This window comes from Arthrobacter livingstonensis (genome assembly GCF_003219815.1).
GTDB lineage: Bacteria > Actinomycetota > Actinomycetes > Actinomycetales > Micrococcaceae > Specibacter > Specibacter livingstonensis.
Genome location: NZ_QJVD01000018.1, coordinates 82,309 through 105,312, shown reverse-complemented (window position 1 = coordinate 105,312; position 23,004 = coordinate 82,309). Strand labels below are relative to the sequence as shown.

Below are 23,004 nucleotides of genomic sequence, written 5' to 3'. Positions count from 1 at the left end.
CAAGCAGAAGAGCGGCCGTGCCGGCCAGCACGGCACACCCTGGGGCGGAAGACACTGACGCCGCACCAACCCCGGCCTCTATCGACACTGTCGCCGGGGAATCGACTCCGCCGGGGTCCCGAAGCCTTCGAAAATTATGGACAGCCCCGGCGCCACCGGCGCGGTGGGACCCGATCCCAAAATGGTTAGCGCGTTGCTGGCAGGCTGGTCCGGAAGCGGCCGGCTGGAGGGACGGACGGCAGCGCCAACACTGTTGCCGGAACTCCGTTCCAACCACTCCGGTGTCGCCACGCCGCTCACCCGCCTGCACGTCCAGTGGACCATTATTAGAATCTATGTTTGATAATCAGTTGATCCTTTGCTACTTAAATTCTATGTGAGGGCACCGACACGGAAGACGGAAAAGGCGCGAACCGGCAAATCTGTGGACAACTATTTTCCGGCGCCAGGAGCAGCCATACACGAGGGTGGCCTGCCCGCACCAAATCGGGCTATCCGCCAGCAGGCCCCGGCGAAGGACTTTTTCACCCCCACCCACCCCGTTGAGAATCTAGATCATGACGCCATCATCTAAATCCTCAACGGAGAGGCGGTCTCGCACCCCCGCCGCTCGCTCCGTTTGCCGGCGGTTAGCCCTCTGCCCAGGAACCGGCCGGCGCCAGGGGCCCGCGTGCCATCGCCACGAGGGCACCCCGGCTCTGGACGCTGCACTTGCCGAAGAGCGACTTGAATTGGTCCTGCACCGTGTACCTGCTGACGGCCAGCTCCCGTGCCAGTGACGCGGTGTCAAGCCCGGAGGCAGACAACTCGAGCAGTTGGCCTTCGCGCGGGCTGAGGGCAAAACTGAGCTCGAAGACCGCCATCCGTTCCGCCGGGAGGCAGTCCTGGATGGTGACGGCGATGGGCGCGGGGGTGCCCGACACCGCCGTCGTCATCCTGGCGGCCACCAAGCTCGCCCACACCCCGTTGCCGACATGCAGGCACGAGCGGGCGGGATGCGCATCCACGCCCCGCTCCACGGCCAGCAGCTGTGCCGCCACGTTGAGCACCTCCGCCGGGATCCCTTGGTGCGGCGCAGGCCCCCGCTGCAACAGGTCAAGCCACGGCCCGGCGGACTCCGTCTGGCTGACAATGGACAGGTCGTCGGCCAGGACCAGCACGGCTTGCCGGTGCCCTGTGGCGTTTCCGCCCGGCCCTTCGTTGCCGGGGCCTTGAAACTCGCGGGCGGAGCACTCCCTCAGGCCGGCGGTGACCACTGCCGCCATCGCCGCCATGTACCGCACCTCTTCCACGGAAAAGTCGTGGCTGCCAGGGCCGCGCCACAGGTCAAGCCAGCCCCAGAGACCCCATCGGTCGGCGAACGCCACCGAGAGGACGTCAACAATTCCGTACCTGCAAAGCAGGCGCTCCCACAATTCGCTGCGGGCCGGATCGCCGCCGGTCGCGAATTTCAAGGAGACTGCCGGCGACGGGCCGGCGGCCAGTTCCGTCCACCGGTTGACCTGCGTCTGGTACTTCAGTGCAATGAGCAGCGGCAGTTCCCGCGGGCACGGCGTCTCGGCCATCGGCGCAATTCCGACAGTCGTGCACGGATCCGCCAGCAGCCACACCCAGCCGTCATGTCCGGCAAGGGCGCGCAGCTCCTGCCGGACGGCCGCACGGTAGGCGTGGCTGTCCAGATGCTCCCGGGCCAGCGCCTTCACCCGGTCCTGGCTGCGACTCACTGCCCAATTACTGGCCATGGGTCAAGTATGCGCGCATTTCGTGGCCTGCATTGAGGCTTCCAAAATCCCAGATTTATGGGATGTCGCGGCACGGCACGGAGACCTACGGTGAAGTTGTTGGTACCACCGGAAAGGAACGGGCAATGTTTACCCTGCAGATCGAACACGGCATCAAGGATTTTGCAATGTGGAGGGACGCGTACAACGCCGATCCATTGGGGCGGGCGGCCTCCGGGGTCGTGGCCGAGCGGTCGTTTCGCCCGATCGGCGACGAGCACTATGTGGTGCTGGACCTGGACTTTGCCACCTCCGATGAAGCGGAGGCATTCCTGGTCCGGCTTCGGACACAGGTCTGGTCGACGCCGGATGCCTCACCGGCGCTGGCGGGAGGGCCGCAGACGCGCATCCTGGAACGGCTTTACAGCGGCTAAGAGGGCCGTCGTCCGGCATGCCCAGGACAAGGCACACGTTGTTGGCACCTTGTCCACTGGCCAAAGGCCCCCGTCGGATGGCGCATGTGGCAGGTCACCGGGTAGGCGCGGGCGACCGCCGGGCGAGCTGCACGGCGTCGGCGATGGGCATGCGCAGGGCCTTTCCGTGCCCGGGCAGAATGGATGTGGCGGCGCATGTCTGCAGCTGGTCCAGGGCGCGGCCCGCCATGGCCCGGTCATGGTCAAACATGGGATGCAGCCGCTGCGGCCCGGTGACGGTGGAGAGCGGGTGGCCGGTCACGAGCGCGTCTCCCGAGGCCAGGGCGCCGGACGCCAGCAGGAAGGCGGTGTGGCCCGGTGTGTGGCCGGCTGTGTCAATGGCCTGCGGCAATCCCGGCAGGCCGGCAAGGAGTTCGTTGGTGAAAACGCCGGAGGCCGGCACGCAGGTGCCTTTCGAGCCTCCTGCCGCGATGATGTGACGCATCCATCGGAAAACCCGGGGCTGCCAGGCCCGCAGCAGGACTTGCTGCGTGGACACCTGGTTCTTGTCCCGGCCGATCATTTGACCTTGTTCGGCCGCGCCGCTCAGGACCGGAATGTTGAATTCTTCCGACAGCATCCGCGCGGAACCCGTGTGGTCCACGTGGCCGTGGGTGACAAGCAGAGCCGCCATGTTCCGGGGCTCCAGGCCCAGCTGCCGGATCGACTCCACAAAGTCGACGCCATCGCCGGGATACCCCGAATCGATGACGGTAAATTCCTTGCCGTCGCGGAGAATGATCCAGTTGGACGCCGGTCCCTCCACGAAAAACACGTCGTCGGCGCATTCCAGCGGCAGGGCCGTGTTGTTCAAACTGGTCGCCTCCCGGCTCTCGCTGCTCGCAAGCCCGCAGCGGGTCCCTCGCGGCCGTGGGCCCATGCGGCTTCCACCCGTTACAGGCCGAAGGTCTCGGATTCGTCGAAGGGCCCCACGACCGTAATGGTACGCGGCGCGGCGGCCAGATCGCGGGCCAGTTCCCGAACCTGCTCCACTGTGACTGCGTGGATGCGGTCCAGGGTCTCGTCAATGTCGAGGAATTCGCCGGAAACCAGTTCGGCCCGACCCAGGCGCGACATCCGCGAGCCGGTGTCCTCAAGCGCCAGCACAATTCCGCCTGACATCTGGCCCAGCGCCTTGGCCAGTTCGGCCTCGGTGATACCATCTTGCGCCAGCTTCTCCAGCTCGGCGGTCAGCAGGCCGATGACCTGGCCCACCTTCTGCGGGGAGCAGCCCGCATACATGCCAAAGTAGCCGGCATCGGCGTAGGAGGAGGCAAAGGAATACGTTGAATACACCAGGCCCCGCTTCTCACGGATCTCCTGGAACAGGCGCGAGGACATGCCGCCGCCCAGGACGGAGTTCAGCACGCTCATCACGTAGCGGCGGGAGTCGGTGGCGGTCAGCGACGGGCAGCCAAGAATGATGTTGGCCTGCTCCACCTTGCGGTTGACCACGTGCAGCCCGGCCGTGCCAGTGATGGATACGGGGACGGAATTGCGGCGCGGGGCCGGGGCAACGCCGTCGTCCAGGGACCAGCCCGCGGTGCGCAGGGCGGACAGCACGTGGTCACAGACGGCGTCGTGGTCCAAGCCGCCGGCGGCGGTGATCACCAGGGTTTCGGGACGGTAGTGCTTTTGGTAGTGATTCCAGACGGACGCGCGTGGAACGGCCTTGATGGCGTCAGGGGTGCCGCCGATGGGGCGGCCCAGTGCGTGGCTGCCCAACACGGCGGCCACAAACTTTTCGTGGGCGACGTCGGTGGGGTCGTCGCTGTCCATGGCGATTTCTTCCAGGATGACATCGCGTTCCTGCTCCAGCTCGGCCGGATCCAGCACTGCGGAGGTGACCATGTCGGCGATGACGTCGATGGCCATGGGCAGGTCGGTGTCCAGCACGCGTGCGTAGTAGCAGGTGCTTTCCTTGGCCGTGGCCGCGTTGGACTCCCCGCCCACCTCGTCAAAGGCGGACGCGATTTCCAGTGCGGTCCGGCGCAGGGTTCCCTTGAACAGCATGTGTTCAAGGAAGTGGGTCGAGCCGTGTTGGCCCTCGGTTTCATCCCGGGAGCCAACACCGACCCAAAAACCAATTGTCGCGCTTCGCTGCCCCGGCATGGACTCGGTCAGGACACGCACTCCCCCGGGCAGGACGGAACGGCGCACTGCGGCGCCGCCCGCCGTGCCCGAGATGAGCGTGGAGTCTGCGTCTGCCAGTCCGTCGGCAGCGGAGGTCAGCGGCAAAAGGGTAATTGCCATGAATTACTCAGCAGCGCCTTCGGCAACTGCTTCTTCAGCGTTCTCTTCCTCGGCAACCACCGGGGAAAGTGACAGCTTGCCGCGGTCGTCGATCTTGGTGATTTCCACCTGGATCTTCTGCCCGACGGACACAACATCATCAACGTTGTCAACGCGCTTGCCACCGGAAAGCTTGCGCAGTTCGGAGATGTGCAGCAGGCCGTCCTTGCCGGGCGTGAGCGAAATGAACGCGCCAAACGTGGTGGTCTTGACAACGGTACCCAGGTAACGCTCGCCAATTTCCGGAATCTGCGGATTGGCGATGGCGTTGATCGCTGAACGGGCGGCATCCGCGGAGGGGCCGTTCGTTGCACCGATGTAGACCGTGCCGTCATCTTCAATGGAGATGTCGGCGCCGGTGTCTTCCTGGATCTGGTTGATCATCTTGCCCTTCGGCCCAATGACCTCGCCGATCTTGTCAACGGGGATCTTGACCGCGATGACGCGGGGCGCGAACTCGGAGAGCTCGTCCGGCACGTCGATGGCTGCGTTCAGGACGCTCAGGATGTGCAGGCGGGCCTCGCGGGCCTGCTTCAGCGCTGCGGCCAACACGGAGGCCGGGATGCCGTCGAGCTTGGTGTCCAGCTGGATGGCCGTGACGAACTCGGAGGTGCCGGCAACCTTGAAGTCCATGTCGCCGAAGGCATCTTCGGCGCCAAGGATGTCGGTCAGGGCAGCGTAGCGGGTCTGACCGTCAACCTGATCGGAGACCAGTCCCATGGCAATGCCGGCAACAGGTGCCTTCAACGGGACGCCGGCGTTGAGCAGCGACAGGGTCGATGCACAGACAGAGCCCATGGAGGTCGAGCCGTTGGAGCTCAGCGCCTCGGAGACCTGGCGGATGGCGTACGGGAATTCCTCACGCGAGGGCAGAACCGGCATGATGGCGCGCTCGGCAAGTGCACCGTGGCCGATTTCGCGGCGCTTGGGCGAGCCCACGCGGCCGGTTTCACCGGTGGAGTACGGCGGGAAGTTGTAGTTGTGCATGTAGCGCTTGCGCGTTACCGGGCTCAGCGAGTCAATCTGCTGTTCCATCTTCAACATGTTCAACGTGGTGACACCCAGGATCTGGGTCTCGCCGCGTTCGAAGATGGCGGAGCCGTGCACGCGGGGCAGAACTTCAACCTCGGCGGTGAGCTGGCGGATGTCCGTCAGGCCGCGGCCGTCGATGCGGACCTGCTCGGTGAGGATGCGCTGGCGGATGACCTGCTTGGTGACGGCGCGGAACGCTGCGGACAGTTCCTTCTCGCGGCCTTCAAAGCCGGCAGCCAGGGCAGCAACTGTCTCGTCCTTCAAGGCATCGGAAGCAGTGTCGCGCTCCTGCTTGTCGGCGATGGTGAACACTGCTGCCAGCTTGGTGCCGGCAGCGGAGTTGACGGCAGCGAAAGCGTCTTCCTCGTAGTCCAGGAATACCGGGAACTCAACAGTGGGCTTGGCGGCGCGGGCGGCCAGGTCCGCCTGGGCGTCGCACAGTGCCTTGATGAAGGGCTTGGCAGCCTCCAGGCCCTCGGCCACAACTTCTTCGGTGGGGGCCTGGTGGCCCTGTTCCTTGATGAGCTTCCAGGAGTTGTCGGTGGCTTCGGCTTCCACCATCATGATGGCTACATCGTCGCCGGTCACCTTGCCGGCAACCACCATGTTGAACACGGCGTTTTCCAGCTCGGAGTGCTTCGGGAAGGCAACCCACTGGGCGCCATTTCCGTCGTCGACCAGGGCAACGCGGACGCCGCCGATGGGGCCGGAGAACGGCAGGCCGGACAGCTGGGTGGACATCGAGGAGGCGTTGATGGCAACCACGTCGTAGAGCACGTCGGGGTTGATGGCCAGAACGGTGACCACAATCTGGACTTCGTTGCGCAGGCCCTTCTTGAAGGCGGGGCGCAACGGGCGGTCCATCAGGCGGCAGGCCAGGATGGCTTCCGTGGACGGGCGGCCTTCGCGGCGGAAGAAGCTGCCGGGGATGCGGCCGGCGGCGTACATGCGCTCTTCCACGTCGACGGTCAGCGGGAAGAAGTCAAAGCCCTCGCGGGGGTGCTTGCCGGCCGTGGTGGCGGACAGCAGTGCGGTGTCTTCGTCAATGTAGACCATGGCAGCGCCGGCGGCCTGCTGGGCAAGGCGGCCGGTCTCGAAGCGGATGACGCGCTTGCCGTAACGGCCGTTGTCAATGACGGCCTCTGCGTACTGAATCTCGGGACCCTCCATAGAGAGTCACCTCCATTTCCTTGTAGGTGTTCTAAACGCCTGCACCGCAGAAACACTCCACCGCCGGCCCAGGCACTCCCACCGAATCATGCTGTGGGGACCTGTACAACACCCGGTCTTCGATCGAGGTCCACGGGCGCCCCGCGGGGCCGTTCCCGGAGACCACTACCGAGGACCGCGAATGTGTGGCGGACGGTTGTGTTCCGTGGCTCAAGCTGCTTCGCCGGTGCGCGGATGCGTGCCGGCTCGCGTCAATACTGTCGTGCGTCACTACTGTGAAGGCGGCCTCCCCCGCAGCACGGGGGAGGCCGCCTCATCTCACATGCTAGCGGCGCAGGCCGAGGCGCTCGATGAGCGTACGGTAGCGCGCGATGTCAGTGTCCTTCAGGTAGCCAAGCAGGCGGCGACGACGTCCGACCAGGCCCATGAGGCCGCGGCGCGTGTGGTGGTCGTGCTTGTGCATCTTCAAGTGTTCGGTCAAATCCAAGATGCGGCGTGAGAGCATCGCGATCTGAACCTCAGGCGAACCAGTGTCACCTTCGCTGGTTGCGAATGCCTGCATGATTTCCTGCTTTACAGCGGCTTCAAGTGCCACAAGTAACTCCTATTGATGTGCCGTGAACGTGGTGTCGCCGCATTCAAGGGAACCCCCGAACACGGCGGAATCCAGCCACCACGGACTGCAGCCGGACTCAGTCCCCTAGTTTACGGCAGATGAAGGCGTTAAGTCGAAGCGGGTGGGCTTGGGCACACCGGGGCGCCTACAGAATTTCCAGGCTCGCATCCACGTCCTGGTGCATCTGCTCAATGAGCGCTTCCGGGCCGGTGTAGGCGACCATGCCGCGAAGCCGCCGCATAAACTCCACCACCACGTGCTGGCCGTACAGGTCGAACGCCTCGACGGGCTCCTCCGGACGGCCGATGACAAACGCCTCCACCTGCCGGTTGACGCCGACAAAGGTGGGGTTGGAGCCGACGGAGATCGCCGCCTGCCAGCGGTGGCCGTGCTCGTCGGTCAGCCAGCCGGCGTACACGCCGTCCGCCGGGACGGTGCCACAGGCGTCCGGCGAGAGGTTCGCTGTCGGGAATCCCAGTGCCCGGCCGCGTGCTGCACCGTGCACCACTTCCCCGCTCATGCTGTGCCAGCGGCCCAGGACCTGGGCGGCGGTGGCGACGTCGCCCTTGGCCAGTGCCTCCCGCACCCAGGTGGAGGACCAGCGCCGGTCATGTCCTTCGTCATCGACGGGCACGACGTCGAACCCCAGTTGGGTGCCCAGCGCCACCATGGTGCCCAGGTCCCCGGCGTTGCCCTTTCCGAACCGGACATCGTGGCCCACCACCACGGCGCAGGTGCCAAGGGTGTTCACAAAGACGTTGCGGACAAACTCTTCCGGGGTCTGCTGGGCGAATTCCAGCGTGTAGGGGACCACCAGCACGCCGTCCATGCCCAGCTTCTCCATCGCGGCCAGCTTATCCGCCAGCCCCATGATCTGGGCCGGTGCGGAGTCCGGGCGGTGGACCAGTGCCGGGTGCGGGTTAAAGGTCAGGGCAACGGCCAGCGCGCCGCGGCGCACGGCCTCGGCCTTAACCTGGCCCAGCACCTGCTGGTGCCCGAGGTGCAGCCCGTCGAAGTTTCCCAGCGCGACCACGCAGGGGCCGAACCCTTGCGGGACCTGCTCCAGTGAGTTCCAAATGTGCACTTGCGTATCCTCTAGCTTTTTCCGTGCCTGGCAAGCTGCCACCGGTCAGACGTTTTCAAGGTTACCGCCTTGGGGCGCCCGGTCCGTCCCACGGTGCCTGGGGCGCACGCGGATCGGTGGCGGCCAGCGTCAGGATCCAGCGGTCCGCCGGCGTCCCCCGGTCGTTGAACGCACCGCGGACCTGGCCCTCGAAAGCGAAACCCAGTTTCCACGCCAGCTTGCGGCTGCCCCAGTTGGGCACCATCGCCGACCAGTGCAGATAGCTCAGGTTCAGCTGATTGAACGCGTAGTCGGCCAGCAGCCGCACGGCCTTTTCCGCCGCGCCGGTGCCGCGCGCGTGTTCGCCGAAGTTAATGCCGACGGCGGCGGCGCCCGGGTGCTTGCACTGCAGGTCCACCGTCCCCAGCAGCGTGTCCGTTGCGGGGTCCGCCACGGCAAATGTCAGGGTATCGCCGGTCCGCCAGCCGTCCGGGGTGATGGTGTTGATGAAGTGGTTGGCGTGTTCGCGCGTGTAGCCCAGCGGCACCGTGGTCCAGCGGATGGCTTCCAGACTGGAACAGTTGATGACCAGCTGGTCGGCGTCGTGCTCCCGGAGCGCCCGCAGCACCACGTTCCCGTCGCTGAGCTGCGGCACCACGGCCGCGATGTCCAGTTCCGGTTCGCCGCGTGCGCCGCCCGCCGGTGCCGCACTGGCGATGGCAGGCTTGTCCGTGGCGCTGCCGGCCATGCGTCCGCGCCACGCCGCAGCACTTTGCACCAGCAGCCAGCCATCCGCCACGTCCCCGTCCTTGTGGCCAAAGCCGGGGATCTCGGCGGCGAGCGTGAAGCCGCAGCGCTCCGCCAGCGCCCGGCTGGGGGCGTTGCCCACGGTGGTGCTCCAGTGCAGCACCGCCAGGCCCAGGGTGCCAAAGGCGTAGCCGCAGGCCAGGCCCACCGCACGGCCGGCGTTCCCCCGTCCCCGCCCCGCAGCCAGCAGCTTGATGCCGACGGAGCCGGCCCCGCCGCGGGGTGTGCGGTGGACGTTTTGGAGGCTGAGCGTGCCAATGACGCGTTCCCCGCCGTCGAGCCGTTCAACAATGGCAAAACGCAGCAGCGAACCGTTGTCCCAGCCCTCGGCAACGGAGCCTTCGATCAGCTCAGCGGCGCGTTCCGCCGTCATCCCGGCGTCCGCGCTGGCCCACTTCACGTTGAGGGGATCGTGATGAATGGCGGCAAAGTCGGCGGCGTCAGCCGTTGTGAAGCGCCGCAGGGAGGTGGGCCCGTCGGCCAAGGCGGGGGCCGGCGTCGAACGTTGCACGACGGAGGCGCTCACTTGTCGGCTGCCGCGCGGTGGCGGTACAGCCACCACAGCCCAACCAGCGGCAGGATAAGCGGCACGTAGCCGTAGCCTTGGCCAAACATGCTCCAGACGGTGGAGTGGGGGAACGCAGCGGCGTCAAGGACGCTCAGCAGGCCCACCACCAACACGCCGGCAAGTTCAATGCAGATGGCGACGGTGGCCGCCACGGCCCACTTGTGCCCGGGCCGTGCCAGCGAAATGGTGGCGACGATGTAGACGACAGCGGCAAACGCCGAAAGCAGGTACGCCACGGGGGCGTCATTAAAGGCCGTGGCGATCTGGAAGCCGGCGCGGGCGGTGGCCGAGATGGCGAAAATGCCGTACACGGTGATCAAAAGGCGGCCGGCGCCGGTGGTCCGTCCCGCTGCGGGTGCAGCCGCGTCGTCGTTGCTGTTGCTCAGGGAGTTCTTCATTGTCCAATTCCAGGTTGTAAGTGCGCAGCGGCCGTGCCGACGCCGTACCAAATCTGTGCCATGCGGGCCAGCATGACCACCACCGTCACTCCGACGGCGCCCATCACGTAGTTGGACCAAAACGTCCGTTCCATCATGGCCCAGTAGAAGCCGGCCACGGGCAGGGCTGCCGCCGTGAACATGTAGCCCCAGAACTCCCAGCCGGCGCCCGTCAGGTGTTCGCCGCTGGTCAGGCGGACCAGGGAGGCCACGGCGTACACAATGACGAAAAGTTCGACGCCGGCCAGCGACAGCAAGGTGATGTCGTTGGGTTTTTTCTTCGTCACCGCCGCGACGACGCAAATGATGGTTGACGCCAGGCCCACCACCAGTCCCGCATAAAACCAGCCGTCCACGGTCACTGTCCGGACTCCTTGGCTGTCGGTGTTGCGCTCACATTGTTCGGGGCGGGATCCGGGGGGAAGACCAGTACCGGCTTCGCGTACTTGCCGGCGTCGGCCAGCAGGGCTGTCAGCGTGCCGTCCGGGGCGAAGGCGGCGGCAGGGTTCTCCGTGGTGTGGGTGCCTTCCGCGCTGGCCGGGATCCGGCGGCCAAAGGACAGTTCCACGGCTTCCCCGGCGCTGAGTTCACGTACGGGCATGAGGGCACGGGCGGCGACGGCGATGTCAAGGATTTGCAGGTCCTCGCCGAGTTGTTCAAGCGTGCGTGCCTGCCCGATCGAATACGGGCCAACCCGGGTGCGTCGCAGGGCGGTCAGGTGCCCGCCCACGTCGAGGCCGGCACCGAGGTCGCGGGCCAGTGCACGGATGTAGGTCCCGGAGGAACACTCGACGGTGGCGTCCACGTCAATGTACTCAAGGCCTGATTCGTGTCGGCCGCGGCGGATGCCGTGGAACTCGAAGGAGTGGATGGTCACGGGACGGGCGGCCAGCGTGACGTCCTCGCCGGAACGTACCCGGGCGTAGGCACGTTCGCCGTTGACCTTGATGGCGCTGACGCTGCTGGGCACCTGGCTGATGGGTCCGGTGAGCGCGGCAATGCCGGTGCGGATGGCCGCTTCGGTGACGTCCGCCGTCGTGGTGGTGTGGGTAACCTCACCCTCTGCGTCGTCGGTTACCGTGGCGGCGCCCAGCCGGATGGTGGCCTCATATGTTTTTGAGGTCCCGACTATATAAGTGAGCAGGCGGGTGGCCTTGTTCACGCCAACGACCAAAACCCCCGTAGCCATGGGGTCCAGCGTGCCCGCATGGCCCACTTTCCGGGTCCCCGCAAGCCTTCGCATCCGACCAACCACATCATGGCTGGTCCATCCCTGCGGTTTGTCAACGATTACCAGTCCAGAAAGCACGCTTTGAAGTATATCGGGCCGGGATGGCCCCGCACTGCCGTTTTCCCTGAACATGGCGCCGTGGCCGCCACCCGCGGGGAACCGGTCCGCATGCGCTTCCCATTCACGGAGCAAAAAGGTGCTTGACGTTGTGATGCACATCACATACGCTGGGGCCACGCGTCCGGCTCTCCCCGGACGGCGTGTTGTGGACATTTGGTGCTGGGGCAATATCCAGTTCACCCGGCCGCCAATGGCTGAGGTGTCTGATCCGTTGCCGCATGGCCACCACCTGGGGCGGCTGGATCCCCCAGCGTCGATCAGCCCGTCATCACCGGGCCCTCCCACAAGGAAATATTATGAGGTTGAGAATTGCGGCCACAGCTGCCGCATGTGTCTTTGCAATGGCCATGGCAGCCGGACCTGCCGTGGCACACCCGGGCAGCCACCCCGGCGGCCAGAACGGCCACCACCATCCGTCCCCCGTGACGCAGGTGGCATCGCAGCTGATCAGCCCGTTGAAGGTCGCCTTTGGCCCGCGGGGAAGCTATCTGGTCGCAGAAGCGTTTGCGGGGCAGCTCACCAGCATTTCCGCCAAGGGGGTAAAGACCACTGTGGTCAGTGCCCCCGGCCAGGAAATTGCCGGCGTCTCCTACTCCAACGGCACAACGTACTATTTCAACAACGACCAGGGCGCCGGTCCTGAACCGGGGGCCGAACTGCTCCCCGCCCGGCTCATGAGCATCGACCACCGCGGCCATACCCGCCAGATCGCGGACCTGAGTGTGTTTGAAGCGGCCCACAACCCCGACGGAAAGACCGTCTATGGGGTGCGTAACGCCGCGCCTGCCTGTTTGGCACAGGCGCCGTATCTGCAGTCCACGGGCGAACTGTTTTCCCATCCCTATTCGTCCGCACCTGCCAACGGCGGCGTGTACGTGGGCGATGCCGGCTCAAACAGCATCCTGTTTGTGTCCGCCAGAGGCAAGGTCAAGCTGGTCAAGGCAGTGCCGGCCGAGCCCATCACCATCGATGCGTCGGTGGTTGCTGCGGCCGCCGCCATGGGCATGATGGTCCCTGACTGCATGCTGGGCCTGAAGTACTACGCCCAGGCAGTTCCCACCGACATCACCCTCAACGGTCAATGGCTGTACTACACCGTGCTGCCCGGCGCTCCAGGCGAAGATCTGGGCGTCGGCAAGGCATACCGGGTCAACCTGCACAGCGGCAGGACACAGCTGGTGGCACAGGGGCTGGCAGCGCCCACCGGGATCGCCGTGGACCGCAACAACCACGTCTACGTCGCCCAGTTGATGGGCGCCGGGGTCAGCATCATCAAGAACGGCAGGGCCACCACCGTGCTGCCCGCCATGATGGCCGCCGACGTTGCCGTCAGCGGCCATACGCTGGCAGCGGTCACCAACGCCCTGGACGAAGTAAACGGAGGCAAGCTGGTCACGATGGGGATTAGGTGAAGTTGGTACTCACGAAACCTCGGTAAGAGAGCTGCCGAGGGCCCCGAACCGAGGGGCCACAGGCTCGAGGGACCCCGTTGTCGGCTCGCTCAGCGAGCTGGCAACGGGGAGAGCCTGGGGACTTGCGAGGCTTGGGAGGCAGCGAACGGGCCGGCCACCCTGCGAAAGGTGGCCGGCCGCCGTCGTGCTACGAGAGAGTCGTGCTGCGAGAGAGGGGAAGAACTACGCCTGCTCGGCGTCCTCTTCGTCCTTCTTGTAAGGGTCCGCGTCGCCGGCGAACTCCGCGTTGGCGGAAAGCTCGGCAAGCTTGGCGTCGCGTTCCTTGGCCACCCGGAGGAGGGCTTCGAGGTTGGAGGCGTTAACGGGAATTTCGTCCGCAACAAACTCCAGTGTGGGAGTCAGGCGCACGGTGATGTTCCGCCCGACCTCGGCGCGGAGCACGCCCTTGGCACGTTCGAGCCCCGTCTTGGCATCGGACTGGACCGTCTCGTCGCCAAGGATCGTGTAGTAAATGGTGGCGTGTTGCAGATCGTTCGTGACGCGGGCGTCGGTGACGGTGATGCCTTCGACTCGCGGGTCCTTGACACGCCTGCGGAGGCCCTCGGCCACCACAACTTTGATGCGCTGGGCCAGTTTGGCAGCGCGGGCTGAGTCAGCCATGAATAACTCCTAAAGAATAAAAGGGACAGTCGACGGCGTCAGTTGCGCCGCCCTTTGCGGTCGACGATCCGGGGACTTGCCACGCACTGAAGGCGAGTCTACGCCGCCCCCCGGCAGCGAAGCCGATGGGGGCCCGGGAGTACGGTTGGGGCCTTCCAATCCTTGCAAGCTCGGATCGGGACCCTCGGCTTCAACCTATCGGCCGCATGCAGCGACGCTGCGACTTTGTCGTAAAACACAGCCGTGTGTGACACAAAGCGGGCGGGGCCCCCATCGGCATGGCAGACGGGGGCCCCACACGGTTGAGCCGATCTTACGCGCGCGGCTTCTCGCGCATCTCGAACGTCTGGATGATGTCCTCGGCCTGCAGGTCGTTGAACGAACCCAAACCAATTCCACACTCAAAGTCCGTGCGGACTTCGGTTGCGTCATCCTTAAAGCGCTTGAGCGAGTCAACGGTGAGGTTCTCACCGATGATCTTGCCGCCACGGAGCACACGTGCCTTGGAGTTGCGGCGGATGGTTCCGGAGCGAACGATGGAACCGGCGATGTTGCCGAACTTGGAGGAACGGAATACTTCGCGGATTTCCGCGGTACCGAGTTCAACTTCCTCGTACTCAGGCTTGAGCATGCCCTTGAGTGCAAGCTCAATGTCATCGATGGCGCCATAGATGACCGAGTAGAAGCGCATGTCAACGCCCTCGCGGTCGGCCAGTTCGGCAACGCGCTCGGCCGGCTTGACGTTGAAGCCGATGATGATGGCGTTGTCCACCGTTGCCAGGTTGACGTCGTTCTGCGTGATGGCACCCACACCGCGGTGGATGACGCGCAGCTGCACGCTGTCGCCAACATCGATCTTGAGCAACGAGTCTTCCAATGCCTCGACGGCACCGGACACGTCACCCTTGAGGATGAGGTTGAGGTTGGCAACCTTGCCTTCGATGATGGCTTGGTCGAAGTCTTCCAGGCTGACGCGCTTGCGGCGCTTGGCCAGGGCGGCGTTGCGGTCGGCTGCTTCACGCTTTTCAGCGATCTGGCGGGCCGTACGCTCGTCACCCGTGACAAAGAACGTGTCACCGGCACGGGGAACGTTGGACAGACCCAGGACCTGAACCGGACGCGACGGTCCGGCCTCGGAGATGACGTCACCGTTCTCGTCGAACATGGCCCGGACACGGCCATGCGCGGTGCCGGCAACAATGATGTCACCGACGTGCAGGGTACCGGACTGCACCAGGACGGTGGCCACGGAACCGCGGCCCTTATCCAGGTTCGCTTCAATGGCGATGCCGCGGGCGTCCTTGTTTGGGTTGGCGCGCATGTCCAGAGCGGCGTCGGCCGTCAGCAACACAGCCTCAAGGAGTTCCTCGATGTTGACGTTGTTGCGGGCGGAAACGTCCACGAACATGGTGTCGCCACCGTACTCTTCCGGAACCAATCCGTACTCGGTCAGCTGGCCCCGGATCTTCTCCGGGTTGGAGCCTTCCTTGTCGATCTTGTTCACGGCAACGACAATCGGCACGTTGGCAGCCTGGGCGTGGTTGAGCGCCTCAATGGTCTGCGGCATGACACCATCATCAGCGGCAACCACCAGGACGGCGATGTCGGTGACCTTGGCACCACGGGCACGCATGGCGGTGAACGCCTCGTGGCCGGGGGTGTCAATGAAGGTGATCTTGCGCTCGGCGCCTTCGTGCTCGTGCACGATCTGGTAGGCACCGATGTGCTGGGTGATGCCACCGTGCTCGTCAGCGACAACATCGGACTTGCGGATGGCATCCAACAGGCGTGTCTTACCGTGGTCCACGTGGCCCATGACAGTGACAACCGGGGGACGGACCTCAAGGTCTTCGTCACCTTCGGCTTCAAGCTCGGCATCGAAGTCGATGTCGAAGCTGCTCAGCAGCTCGCGTTCCTCGTCCTCGGGGGAAACGACCTGGACCTTGTAGCCCAGCTCGGTGCCCAACAAGGCGAAGGTGTCTTCGTCCAGGGACTGTGTGGCAGTGGCCATTTCACCGAGGTGGAACAGTACTGTCACCAGCGCTGCCGGGTTTGCCTCGATCTTGTCGGCAAAGTCGGAGATGGAAGCACCGCGGCGCAGGCGGATGACGGTCTTGCCGTCGCCGCGGGGAACGCTCACGCCACCAAGTGAAGGAGCACTCATCTGCTCCAGCTCCTGGCGCTTGGCACGCTTCGACTTGCGCTGCTTGCCACGGCCTGCACCGCCCTTGCCGAAGGCACCCTGGGTGCCGCCGCGACCGCGGCCGCCCTTGCCGAAGCCACCTCCGGCCGGAGCGCCGCCCGGTGCGCCGCCCGGGGTGGCCCCGGGTGCGCCCGGACGTCCACGGCCTGCTCCGCCGGGACGGTCGTTTCCGCGGCCGGGGGCAGCGGGACGCTCGGTGCGGTTGGGCATCATGCCGGGGGTGGGACGGGCGCCGCCGGGGCGCGGAGCACCCGGACGGGGGCCGCCGGCGCCGGCTGCACCAGCGGGACGCGGAGCGCCCGGACGGGGCGCACCTGCGGGACGGGGGGCTCCCGGACGGGGGCCGCCGGTGCCTGCCTCAGCGCTGCGCGGGGCACCCGGACGGGGCATGCCCTGCGAGGTGGCAAACGGGTTGTTGCCCGGACGTGGACCGCCGGCACCGCCGCCGGTTCCTGCCGGATGCGCGGCGCGGTTGCCATCACGGTTCTCGCCACGCTCGGGGCGGCCGGAACGCGGCATGCCCTGGGCGGAGGCGAAGGGGTTGTTGCCGGGCCGGGGGCCCGCGCCTCCGGCTGCGGGTGCAGCAGCTGCGGCGGGCGCCGCGGCAGCAGGTGCTGCCGGGGCGGGCTTCGACGGTGCGGCCGCTTTCGGGCCGGGTACCGCCGCGGGTGCCGCGGCAGCAGTTGCGGCAGGCGCCGCAGACTGGGGTGCCGGGGCTGCGGGAGCCGCCGGGGCTGCGGGAGCTGCCGGTGCGGCGGCGGCAGGAGCTGCCGCCGGCTTTGCGCCGGCCGGTGCCGCCACGGGGGCTGGCTTGGATTCCGCTGCCTTGGGGGCAACGGGGAATGCGTCGCGAAGTTTCCTCACGACGGGGGCCTCAATGGTGGAGGATGCTGAGCGAACGAATTCGCCCAACTCCTGCAATTTGCTTACTGCTTCTTTTGAGGTGATGCCGAGCTCTTTTGCAAGCTCGTGTACGCGGGCCTTGGCCACATTTCTCCTGTCTCGGCCCGCACCGGACAGGTACGAACCGCTTAATTCTTACTGCAACATTCCATGTCGGAATGGGCGGCGTGAGTGAGCATGAAGATGCTCATTTTTGGGCACTCATCGCTGGGTACTCATCGGGTTTCCATCGGTTTTCTGACCCGCTTTCACAAAGGGACAATATCGGTTCGTATTGATTGGATGCCGTCTCGTGACACATTTGCAAGCTGCGTTTCAAGATCGCCCGCATTGGTGATGCCCGGAAGGGCCCGCCCAATGGCACGGCGTTTGATTGCCAACTGCAAACAGTCCGGACTGGGGTGCAGCCACGCTCCCCGGCCAGGCATACGACGTCGTAAATCAACCAGCGCTTCCGGTTCACCGGATCCGCTGGTTGACCTTACCAGTCGTACTAATTGTTGCCGGGCGGCGGTTTGCCTGCAACCAATACAGGTCCGCACGGCCCCGGTAAAGTCGGAGGCAGTGCCTCCTGCTTTTACGGCGTTCTTTACCAACTGTGCGATGCCTTAGAAATTTTGGTCACAGACTGCCCTTGAGCCCGGTCATTCCTATTCTAGCGCGCTGGAGGTCCGCTACCTATTCAGCGGCGGCGTCGGAACTGATGTCAATGCGCCAACCGGTGAGCTTGGCGGCCAGGCGGGCGTTCTGCCCCTCCTTGCCGATGGCCAGCGACAGCTGATAATCGGGAACCACCACGCGGGCCGAGCGCGCGTCCTCGTCCACGATGGTGACGGAAATCACCTTGGATGGGGACAGTGAATTGGCGATGAATGTGGCCGGATCCTCACTGAAGTCGACGATGTCAATCTTTTCATCGTTCAGTTCAGTCATGACCGCACGCACGCGCGAACCCATTTCACCAATGCACGCACCCTTAGCGTTGACCCCGCCCTTGTTGGCCTTGACGGCCATCTTGGTGCGGTGGCCGGCTTCGCGGGCCAGGGCCACAATCTCCACGGTGTTGTCCGCAATTTCCGGAACTTCCATTTCGAAGAGCTTGCGGACCAGCCCGGGGTGGGAGCGGGACAGCGTAATGGAGGGGCCTTTAAGTCCACGGTGCACGTCGACCACGAAGGCACGCAGACGGTTTCCGTGGCGGTAGCTTTCACCGGGAACCTGTTCGTTGGGCGGCAGCACGCCCTCGACACTTCCAAGATTGACCTGAATCATGTTCGGGTTGTTGCCCTGCTGGATCTGGCCGGCGACCAGCTCGCCTTCCTTGCCGCGGAACTCGCCCAGCACATTGTCGTCCTCGACATCACGCAGGCGCTGCAAAATGATCTGGCGGGCGGTGCTGGCGGCGATGCGGCCAAAGCCGGCAGGCGTGTCGTCAAATTCGCCGATCCGTTCGCCATCCTCGTCCAGCTCGGCGGCCCAGATGGTGACGTGGCCGCTCTTGCGGTCCAGTTCGGCGCGGGAGTCCTCGATGGCGCCCGGTGACTTGTGGTAGGCCATGAGCAGGGCCTGCTCAATGGTGGGGATCAGCAGATCCAAGGGGATTTCGCGTTCGCGCTCCAGTATTCGCAGCGCGCTCATATCGATGTCCATGGTCAGCTTTCCTCTCCATCGACCGCGTCGCCGCCGGTCGGTTCAAATTCCAAATCAAGCTCGGCCTCGTCCAGGCGAGCAAACTCTATTTCCACCACGCCGCGGCGGATGGAAGAAAACAACACCTTTTCGGGCTCCCCCTGCTTGGGCTTCATACCCTTTTTAACGGGCAGTTCCGGCAACAGCTGCACGCCGTCGTCGTCTACGGCCAGAATGCGCCCCATGAGGTTTTCCCGGTCGACGGCGTTGACCTTGACCATGCGCCCCAGGGCGCGGCGCCAGTGGCGCGGTTCCGTCAACGGCCGGGTCGCACCGGGAGAGGAAATTTCCAGGTCATAGGGTTGGCCGTCGTCGTTGGGGTCCGTGTCCATGGTTTCGGAAAGCGCCTTGGAGACCCTGGCAATGGCGTCCAGGCCAACACCGCCGGTTTCGGTTTCAGGAAGGTCAACCACCACGGAGACAGTCCGGTGCGCGCCTGCCATTTGGACCTTGATATCTTCCAGGAAAAGTCCGGCTGCCGCCACGGTCGGTGACAACAGCGCGTTGAGCCTGTGTGCTTCGGCGATGGGGTCGACGACCGAGTGAAAGTTCCCCGAGCTTCGGGCCGCTTTGGGCCTATCCGGCTTGGCCATGGAACGACCGCCTCCCTTAAATGATGTTGTGGATATCTACACTACCGAGTTTCACAGTGTGCCGCTGAACGTTTTTGCTGTGAGTAAGAACGCATAATGGACCTTTCCGCCGTGAAATGGAAGCCCTTGGCGTGCATTGGGCGAGGACATCATGAGATCATCAACAGTTGTGACTAATTCCGCATCCGCAGCCGAGTCCGCCACGGACCCTTCCGGCGGTTCCCTGCCCGGTGACGCCGCCGCATTGTCCCTGAAACCTGCGGCCCGGCCATTGCGGACGGGACCCCGCCGCGCCTCCTCCCCCGTCGGTGCGCCCGTGCAAGCGTCCGCCACGCAAGGACTCCTGGTGATCGGGGCTGACGGCCTGGTTGTCGGTCCCCCGGTTGCCGGCAAGCAGTCCGCAGATGCAGACCTGCCGGCCACAGACGACGCCGAAACTCACCTCCCGGGGCAGTCCCCACCCGCCCCTCTGGCTGGCCTGCCCGACACGACCGATGGGGAAGAAGCCCCAGCTTCGGCGGCCGACAGGGACGGCTGGGACAGTTCCGACGCGGCGGAGGTTAAATCCTCCCCGGTGCCGGCGGCCGACAGGGACGGCGGGGAAACTTCCGACGAGACCCCCGGGCCCGCGTCCGGGCCAGACGACACAGCCAGGTCCACGGCCGGCGTGGCGGACGGCACCACAGATTGCGCAGCCGACGCGGAGACCAACACCAAACACCCTGGCGGCGCTGTTGGTAACGCCGGACACCCTGGCACACTGGATAGTGAAGCGGCTCCCGGTTCGGCAGCAGACGAGGTGGCCACTGACGCTGCCGACAATGCAGGGGGCACCGCGGGAGGCACCATCGAGGCAGAGGCCGAAACCAGTACGGATGATGCCGACGCAGGGCCGGCAACGGAAACGAATTCTGGACCAGCCCCACTGACCCGCCGCGCAAGACGGCTGGCCGAAGATGGCACCCCCGCCCCCGCCGTTTCTGGTGTTGCAATGACGGATGAACTTCCGGAACCGGCCGCGGACGCAACTTCCGGTCAGGCAACGGTCACCTCAGCACCGGCGGCCAAGGGCCGGACAACCGGGTGGGCGTGGGTGCGCGCGTTGTTGTTCCTCGCCCTCATTGCTGCCATGGTGCTGGGCCTGGGGACGGTGATCGCCGGGCAGGACGCGGCGGGCGGTCCATCGGCCACCGAAATCAACCGGGAACAGTCCTGGGTGCAGACAGCGGCCCTGCTGGCGCAGGCGCAGAACGTGCGCGATGCCGAGCCGGGCACGGCCGCCAAGTCACTCCTGCAACAGAGTTCCAAAGACCTGGGGCTGCAGCTGGCGGCGCTGGCAGGACGCCAGACGGCAGTCAGCACGGCACCGGCCTCGACCGCAGCCCGTGTCACCACTGTCGGATTCGCGGAGGCCCTTGCCAGCAGCGCCAACAGCCTGCTGGCACAGTCCCTGACTGCGGAAGGCGCCATGGGCAGGCTGTTTGCCGCCGCGGGCGCAAATAGGCTGCTGCAGGCTTCCGCCCTGGACGCGCTGCTTGGCAAGCCCTCCCCGCAGTCGCCCTACCTTCTCACTGTGGAACCGGTAACGGACACCGTTCCGGCCTGCAAGTCAACGAAGGAACCACCGCCCGGGGTCAGCGCCGACGCCGCACTCGCCGCCGCGGCCCGGGCCGAGCAGGAGGCCGTGTACGCCTACCAGGTCTCCGGATCGCGCCTGGCCGAGCCGGAACTCAGCCGCGCCGTGGAACTGGCCACCGACCACCAGGACCGGCTGGATCTCCTCAACAGCGAGCTGGCGCGCCGGTGCCTGCGCGTTGTCTCCCTTGTACCCGGGTTTGTCCTCGATCCGGCGTTTACGGAGGCGCCGACAGCTGCCTTGACGAAATTGGAACGTCAGCTGGTCCTTGTTTATGGCGATGTGGCTTCCCTCAGCGCGCCGGCAAAGGACGCCGCCGGCTTGTCCTCCCGCACCGAGACCAGTGCCACGGCGGCCACACCGTCAGTTGCCCGGGTGTTGAGCCTGCGTGAAATCGCGGTTGCCGGGCTGGTGGGATCTGTGGCGAATGTTCAGGAATGGGGCGGAGGCGTCGAGCCGCTTCCCGGCGTCGCCGGCGTGCCGGCTTCCGCCCCGGGCACCGCCCCGACTTCCGTGCCGGCCAGTCCCTGAGGCCACTACGCCCGTGACATGACGCGGCCACAGGATAGGCACGCCTCAGCGAGGACATCCTCACCTTGCTGGCGGCCGGTTCCCGGCGGTGCTTTGCTTGAAAGCATGAAGCGTGCAGAAGAATTGGGTATCCGGCCGCGCCTGCCACGCACGGCGGAAATTGCCCAGCGTTTGAACTGGCTGCGGGCCGGCGTACTCGGGGCCAATGACGGCATTGTCTCCGTGGCCGCCGTGGTGGTCGGCGTTGCCGGCGCGACGGCGGCCACCGGGCCAATCGTCACCGCCGGCATGGCTGCCCTGGTGGGCGGTGCCATCTCCATGGCCCTGGGCGAATACGTTTCCGTCAGCAGCCAGAGAGACAGCCAAAGGTCCATGATCGAAGAAAAGCGTCTGGACCTGGCGCTGCGGCCCGAACGGAACCTGGCCGGGCTAGCCACGCTCTACGAAGACAAGGGGCTCTCCCGCGACACGGCCGCGCTGGTGGCCCACGAATTGACAGCACACGACTCCCTGGGCGCCCACCTGGCCGCCGAGTTGAACCTCGACGAGGACGACGTCGTCAGCCCCTGGCACGCGGCGTTTGCCTCGGCCATTGCCTTCACCCTGGGCGCCGTCCTGCCCATGCTGGCCATCCTGCTCCCACCCTCCACCGCCCGCGTCCCGGTGACGTTTATTGTGGTCCTGGCCGCGCTGGCCATCACCGGATGGATCGGCGCCAGAATAGGCGGCGGCTCCAAAATCCGTGCCGCATCCCGGGTGGTTCTCGGCGGCGCCCTGGCCCTGGCCGTCACGTTTGCGATCGGCCGCCTGCTCGGCGCCAGCGGACTGGTGGGCTGACGATAGGCTGGCTGCATGCCCGCCACCGTTGACATCCCCGAAGACCTGCGCCGGCGCCACGCCCGCAGCCCCGAGGGACGTGCGTGGCTGGCCGAACTTCCCGCCCTCATCAGCCTTGCCGTGCGGCGCTGGAATCTCTCCGTGGACCTTCTTCCAGGGGCTCCACCGTGGAACGGCCACACCGGGATCGTGGTGCCGGTGAAACGCGGAGACGGGACGGCTGCCGCCCTGAAAATCGCCTTTCCTTTTGACGAAGCCGTGCTGGAACCGATTGCGCTGTCTTTGTGGAACGGCCACGGCATGGTGCAGATCATGGAGCAGGACACCGCCACCTGTTCCATGGTCATTGCACGGTTGGACGCACAGAAGTCGCTAATCAAGGTCCCCATGGACGAGGCCGTGGATGTGTGGGGCGGTCTGGTCCGGCAACTTTCGATAGAGCCGGACAGCCGGCCCGGCTGGACCCAAATGCCCCACGTTGCCGCCACCGCCGAAAGGTACTGCGACGAACTCCCCGCCCGCTGGAATGATCTCGACGGGCCCTTTCCGCAGTGGCTGTTGGAGGCTGCGCTGGAGGTTTGCCAAACGCGTGGGGCCGTTTCCCGCCGCGAGGCCCATGACGTCCTGGTCCACACGGACCTGCATTACCTGAACATCCTGGCGTCCCTGGACGGCACCGGCTACCTGGGCATCGACCCGCAGGCACAGATTGGCGACGTGGAATTTGCCGTGGCACCGTGCCTGTGGAACCGGCTGCAGGACTTGCCGCGCCGGAACGCCGAAGCCGGGCTCCGGCGTCGTTGTTCAGAGTTGGCCGCGGCAGCAGGGCTGGACAGCGGGGTCGCCGCTGCGTGGGCCGTGGTCCGGGAAGTGGAAAACGCGCTTTCGTACCTGGAGACGCCGGGCCACGACGGCGACGCCCAGCGGTCCCTGTGGGTTGCCGGCACCATGGCGGGAAGGTCCCTGCCGGGCCTGCCTGCCGCACACGACCTGAAAACGCTCGATTAGCC

Annotated in this window: 21 protein-coding genes; 6 read left to right on the top strand and 15 right to left on the bottom strand. The window is 65.7% G+C overall.

Translation table 11 applies throughout. The features are described from left to right. Positions 1–136: 136 nt before the first annotated feature. Positions 137–343 carry a hypothetical protein gene (locus CVV68_RS15995; RefSeq protein ID WP_110501991.1) on the top strand — a complete coding sequence of 69 codons (207 nt, stop codon included), beginning with the start codon at positions 137–139 and terminating at the stop codon, positions 341–343. A gap of 286 nt (positions 344–629) precedes the next feature. Here CVV68_RS15995 and CVV68_RS15990 read toward each other — a convergent pair whose 3' ends face one another. Continuing rightward, positions 630–1,742 carry a helix-turn-helix transcriptional regulator gene (locus CVV68_RS15990; RefSeq protein ID WP_110501990.1) on the bottom strand — a complete coding sequence of 371 codons (1,113 nt, stop codon included), beginning with the start codon at positions 1,740–1,742 and terminating at the stop codon, positions 630–632. Positions 1,743–1,867: 125 nt separating this feature from the next. Between CVV68_RS15990 and CVV68_RS15985 the strand changes: the two genes are divergently transcribed. Beyond that, on the top strand, positions 1,868–2,155 hold the full coding sequence (locus tag CVV68_RS15985) for a hypothetical protein (RefSeq protein WP_110502009.1): 288 nt from the start codon (positions 1,868–1,870) through the stop codon (positions 2,153–2,155). Positions 2,156–2,249: 94 nt separating this feature from the next. Here CVV68_RS15985 and CVV68_RS15980 read toward each other — a convergent pair whose 3' ends face one another. From CVV68_RS15980 to truB, 9 genes are all read right to left on the bottom strand, one after another. Continuing rightward, entirely contained in the window at positions 2,250–3,008 is a 759-nt protein-coding gene (locus tag CVV68_RS15980; protein WP_245933582.1) for an MBL fold metallo-hydrolase, read from the bottom strand. A gap of 80 nt (positions 3,009–3,088) precedes the next feature. Next, positions 3,089–4,447 (bottom strand): M16 family metallopeptidase, encoded by a 1,359-nt coding sequence (locus tag CVV68_RS15975; RefSeq protein ID WP_110501988.1) that lies wholly within the window; start codon positions 4,445–4,447, stop codon positions 3,089–3,091. A 3-nt stretch (positions 4,448–4,450) separates the two neighbouring features. Beyond that, positions 4,451–6,688, bottom strand: coding sequence for a polyribonucleotide nucleotidyltransferase (locus CVV68_RS15970; protein ID WP_110501987.1), 2,238 nt, complete (start codon positions 6,686–6,688; stop codon positions 4,451–4,453). Between the two features lie 325 nt (positions 6,689–7,013). Next, the gene (gene rpsO, locus CVV68_RS15965) at positions 7,014–7,283 is read right to left on the bottom strand and encodes a 30S ribosomal protein S15 (RefSeq protein WP_110501986.1); all 270 of its coding nucleotides are present in this window, start codon (positions 7,281–7,283) and stop codon (positions 7,014–7,016) included. Positions 7,284–7,449: 166 nt separating this feature from the next. Continuing rightward, positions 7,450–8,388, bottom strand: a complete 939-nt coding sequence (locus CVV68_RS15960) for a bifunctional riboflavin kinase/FAD synthetase (protein WP_110501985.1) — start codon at positions 8,386–8,388, stop codon at positions 7,450–7,452. 61 nt (positions 8,389–8,449) lie between these two features. Continuing rightward, a complete protein-coding gene (locus CVV68_RS15955; protein WP_146238923.1) occupies positions 8,450–9,700 on the bottom strand; it encodes a GNAT family N-acetyltransferase in 1,251 nt (416 codons plus the stop codon). Further along, positions 9,697–10,140 carry a hypothetical protein gene (locus CVV68_RS15950; protein ID WP_110501983.1) on the bottom strand — a complete coding sequence of 148 codons (444 nt, stop codon included), beginning with the start codon at positions 10,138–10,140 and terminating at the stop codon, positions 9,697–9,699. Before CVV68_RS15950 ends, CVV68_RS15955 begins: the two co-directional genes overlap by 4 nt. Beyond that, entirely contained in the window at positions 10,137–10,541 is a 405-nt protein-coding gene (locus tag CVV68_RS15945) for a hypothetical protein (RefSeq protein ID WP_438502648.1), read from the bottom strand. The genes CVV68_RS15950 and CVV68_RS15945 overlap by 4 nt, the downstream gene beginning before the upstream one ends. Then, positions 10,538–11,488: a tRNA pseudouridine(55) synthase TruB gene (truB, locus tag CVV68_RS15940; protein ID WP_245933581.1), complete on the bottom strand. Its 951-nt coding sequence runs from the start codon at positions 11,486–11,488 to the stop codon at positions 10,538–10,540. The genes CVV68_RS15945 and truB overlap by 4 nt, the downstream gene beginning before the upstream one ends. A 338-nt stretch (positions 11,489–11,826) precedes the next feature. Between truB and CVV68_RS15935 the strand changes: the two genes are divergently transcribed. Then, positions 11,827–12,942: a ScyD/ScyE family protein gene (locus tag CVV68_RS15935; RefSeq protein ID WP_170133200.1), complete on the top strand. Its 1,116-nt coding sequence runs from the start codon at positions 11,827–11,829 to the stop codon at positions 12,940–12,942. Positions 12,943–13,164: 222 nt separating this feature from the next. Here the strand turns inward: CVV68_RS15935 and rbfA are convergent, their stop codons facing one another. The 5 genes from rbfA to rimP all read right to left on the bottom strand — a co-directional run bounded on the left by rbfA (position 13,165) and on the right by rimP (position 18,990). Continuing rightward, complete coding sequence (rbfA, locus tag CVV68_RS15930; protein ID WP_110501981.1) at positions 13,165–13,602, bottom strand: 30S ribosome-binding factor RbfA; 438 nt, start codon at positions 13,600–13,602, stop codon at positions 13,165–13,167. Between the two features lie 313 nt (positions 13,603–13,915). Continuing rightward, complete coding sequence (gene infB / locus CVV68_RS15925) at positions 13,916–16,795, bottom strand: translation initiation factor IF-2 (protein ID WP_110501980.1); 2,880 nt, start codon at positions 16,793–16,795, stop codon at positions 13,916–13,918. 161 nt (positions 16,796–16,956) lie between these two features. Continuing rightward, positions 16,957–17,250, bottom strand: coding sequence for a YlxR family protein (locus CVV68_RS15920; protein WP_438502651.1), 294 nt, complete (start codon positions 17,248–17,250; stop codon positions 16,957–16,959). 136 nt (positions 17,251–17,386) lie between these two features. Beyond that, a complete protein-coding gene (nusA, locus tag CVV68_RS15915) occupies positions 17,387–18,358 on the bottom strand; it encodes a transcription termination factor NusA (protein ID WP_110501978.1) in 972 nt (323 codons plus the stop codon). A gap of 2 nt (positions 18,359–18,360) precedes the next feature. Beyond that, a complete protein-coding gene (rimP, locus tag CVV68_RS15910) occupies positions 18,361–18,990 on the bottom strand; it encodes a ribosome maturation factor RimP (RefSeq protein WP_110501977.1) in 630 nt (209 codons plus the stop codon). 169 nt (positions 18,991–19,159) lie between these two features. Here rimP and CVV68_RS15905 point away from each other — a divergent pair, with 169 nt between their 5' ends. The 3 genes from CVV68_RS15905 (at position 19,160) to CVV68_RS15895 (ending at position 23,002) form a co-directional block, all read left to right on the top strand. Next, positions 19,160–21,157, top strand: a complete 1,998-nt coding sequence (locus CVV68_RS15905; RefSeq protein ID WP_170133199.1) for a DUF4439 domain-containing protein — start codon at positions 19,160–19,162, stop codon at positions 21,155–21,157. Positions 21,158–21,262: 105 nt separating this feature from the next. Then, positions 21,263–21,994, top strand: a complete 732-nt coding sequence (locus CVV68_RS15900) for a VIT1/CCC1 transporter family protein (protein WP_110501975.1) — start codon at positions 21,263–21,265, stop codon at positions 21,992–21,994. 15 nt (positions 21,995–22,009) lie between these two features. Then, entirely contained in the window at positions 22,010–23,002 is a 993-nt protein-coding gene (locus CVV68_RS15895; protein WP_110501974.1) for an aminoglycoside phosphotransferase family protein, read from the top strand. Positions 23,003–23,004: the final 2 nt, after the last annotated feature.

What these genes read in the sequence shown, in the direction of transcription:
- CVV68_RS15995 (WP_110501991.1), top strand. Translation starts at nt 137, where the DNA reads ATGGACAGCCCCGGCGCCACCGGCGCGGTGGGACCCGATCCCAAAATG.
- CVV68_RS15990 (WP_110501990.1), bottom strand. Translation starts at nt 1,742, where the DNA reads ATGGCCAGTAATTGGGCAGTGAGTCGCAGCCAGGACCGGGTGAAGGCG.
- CVV68_RS15985 (WP_110502009.1), top strand. Translation starts at nt 1,868, where the DNA reads ATGTTTACCCTGCAGATCGAACACGGCATCAAGGATTTTGCAATGTGG.
- CVV68_RS15975 (WP_110501988.1), bottom strand. Translation starts at nt 4,447, where the DNA reads ATGGCAATTACCCTTTTGCCGCTGACCTCCGCTGCCGACGGACTGGCA.
- CVV68_RS15970 (WP_110501987.1), bottom strand. Translation starts at nt 6,688, where the DNA reads ATGGAGGGTCCCGAGATTCAGTACGCAGAGGCCGTCATTGACAACGGC.
- CVV68_RS15950 (WP_110501983.1), bottom strand. Translation starts at nt 10,140, where the DNA reads ATGAAGAACTCCCTGAGCAACAGCAACGACGACGCGGCTGCACCCGCA.
- CVV68_RS15935 (WP_170133200.1), top strand. Translation starts at nt 11,827, where the DNA reads ATGAGGTTGAGAATTGCGGCCACAGCTGCCGCATGTGTCTTTGCAATG.
- rbfA (WP_110501981.1), bottom strand. Translation starts at nt 13,602, where the DNA reads ATGGCTGACTCAGCCCGCGCTGCCAAACTGGCCCAGCGCATCAAAGTT.
- nusA (WP_110501978.1), bottom strand. Translation starts at nt 18,358, where the DNA reads ATGGACATCGATATGAGCGCGCTGCGAATACTGGAGCGCGAACGCGAA.
- rimP (WP_110501977.1), bottom strand. Translation starts at nt 18,990, where the DNA reads ATGGCCAAGCCGGATAGGCCCAAAGCGGCCCGAAGCTCGGGGAACTTT.
- CVV68_RS15900 (WP_110501975.1), top strand. Translation starts at nt 21,263, where the DNA reads ATGAAGCGTGCAGAAGAATTGGGTATCCGGCCGCGCCTGCCACGCACG.
- CVV68_RS15895 (WP_110501974.1), top strand. Translation starts at nt 22,010, where the DNA reads ATGCCCGCCACCGTTGACATCCCCGAAGACCTGCGCCGGCGCCACGCC.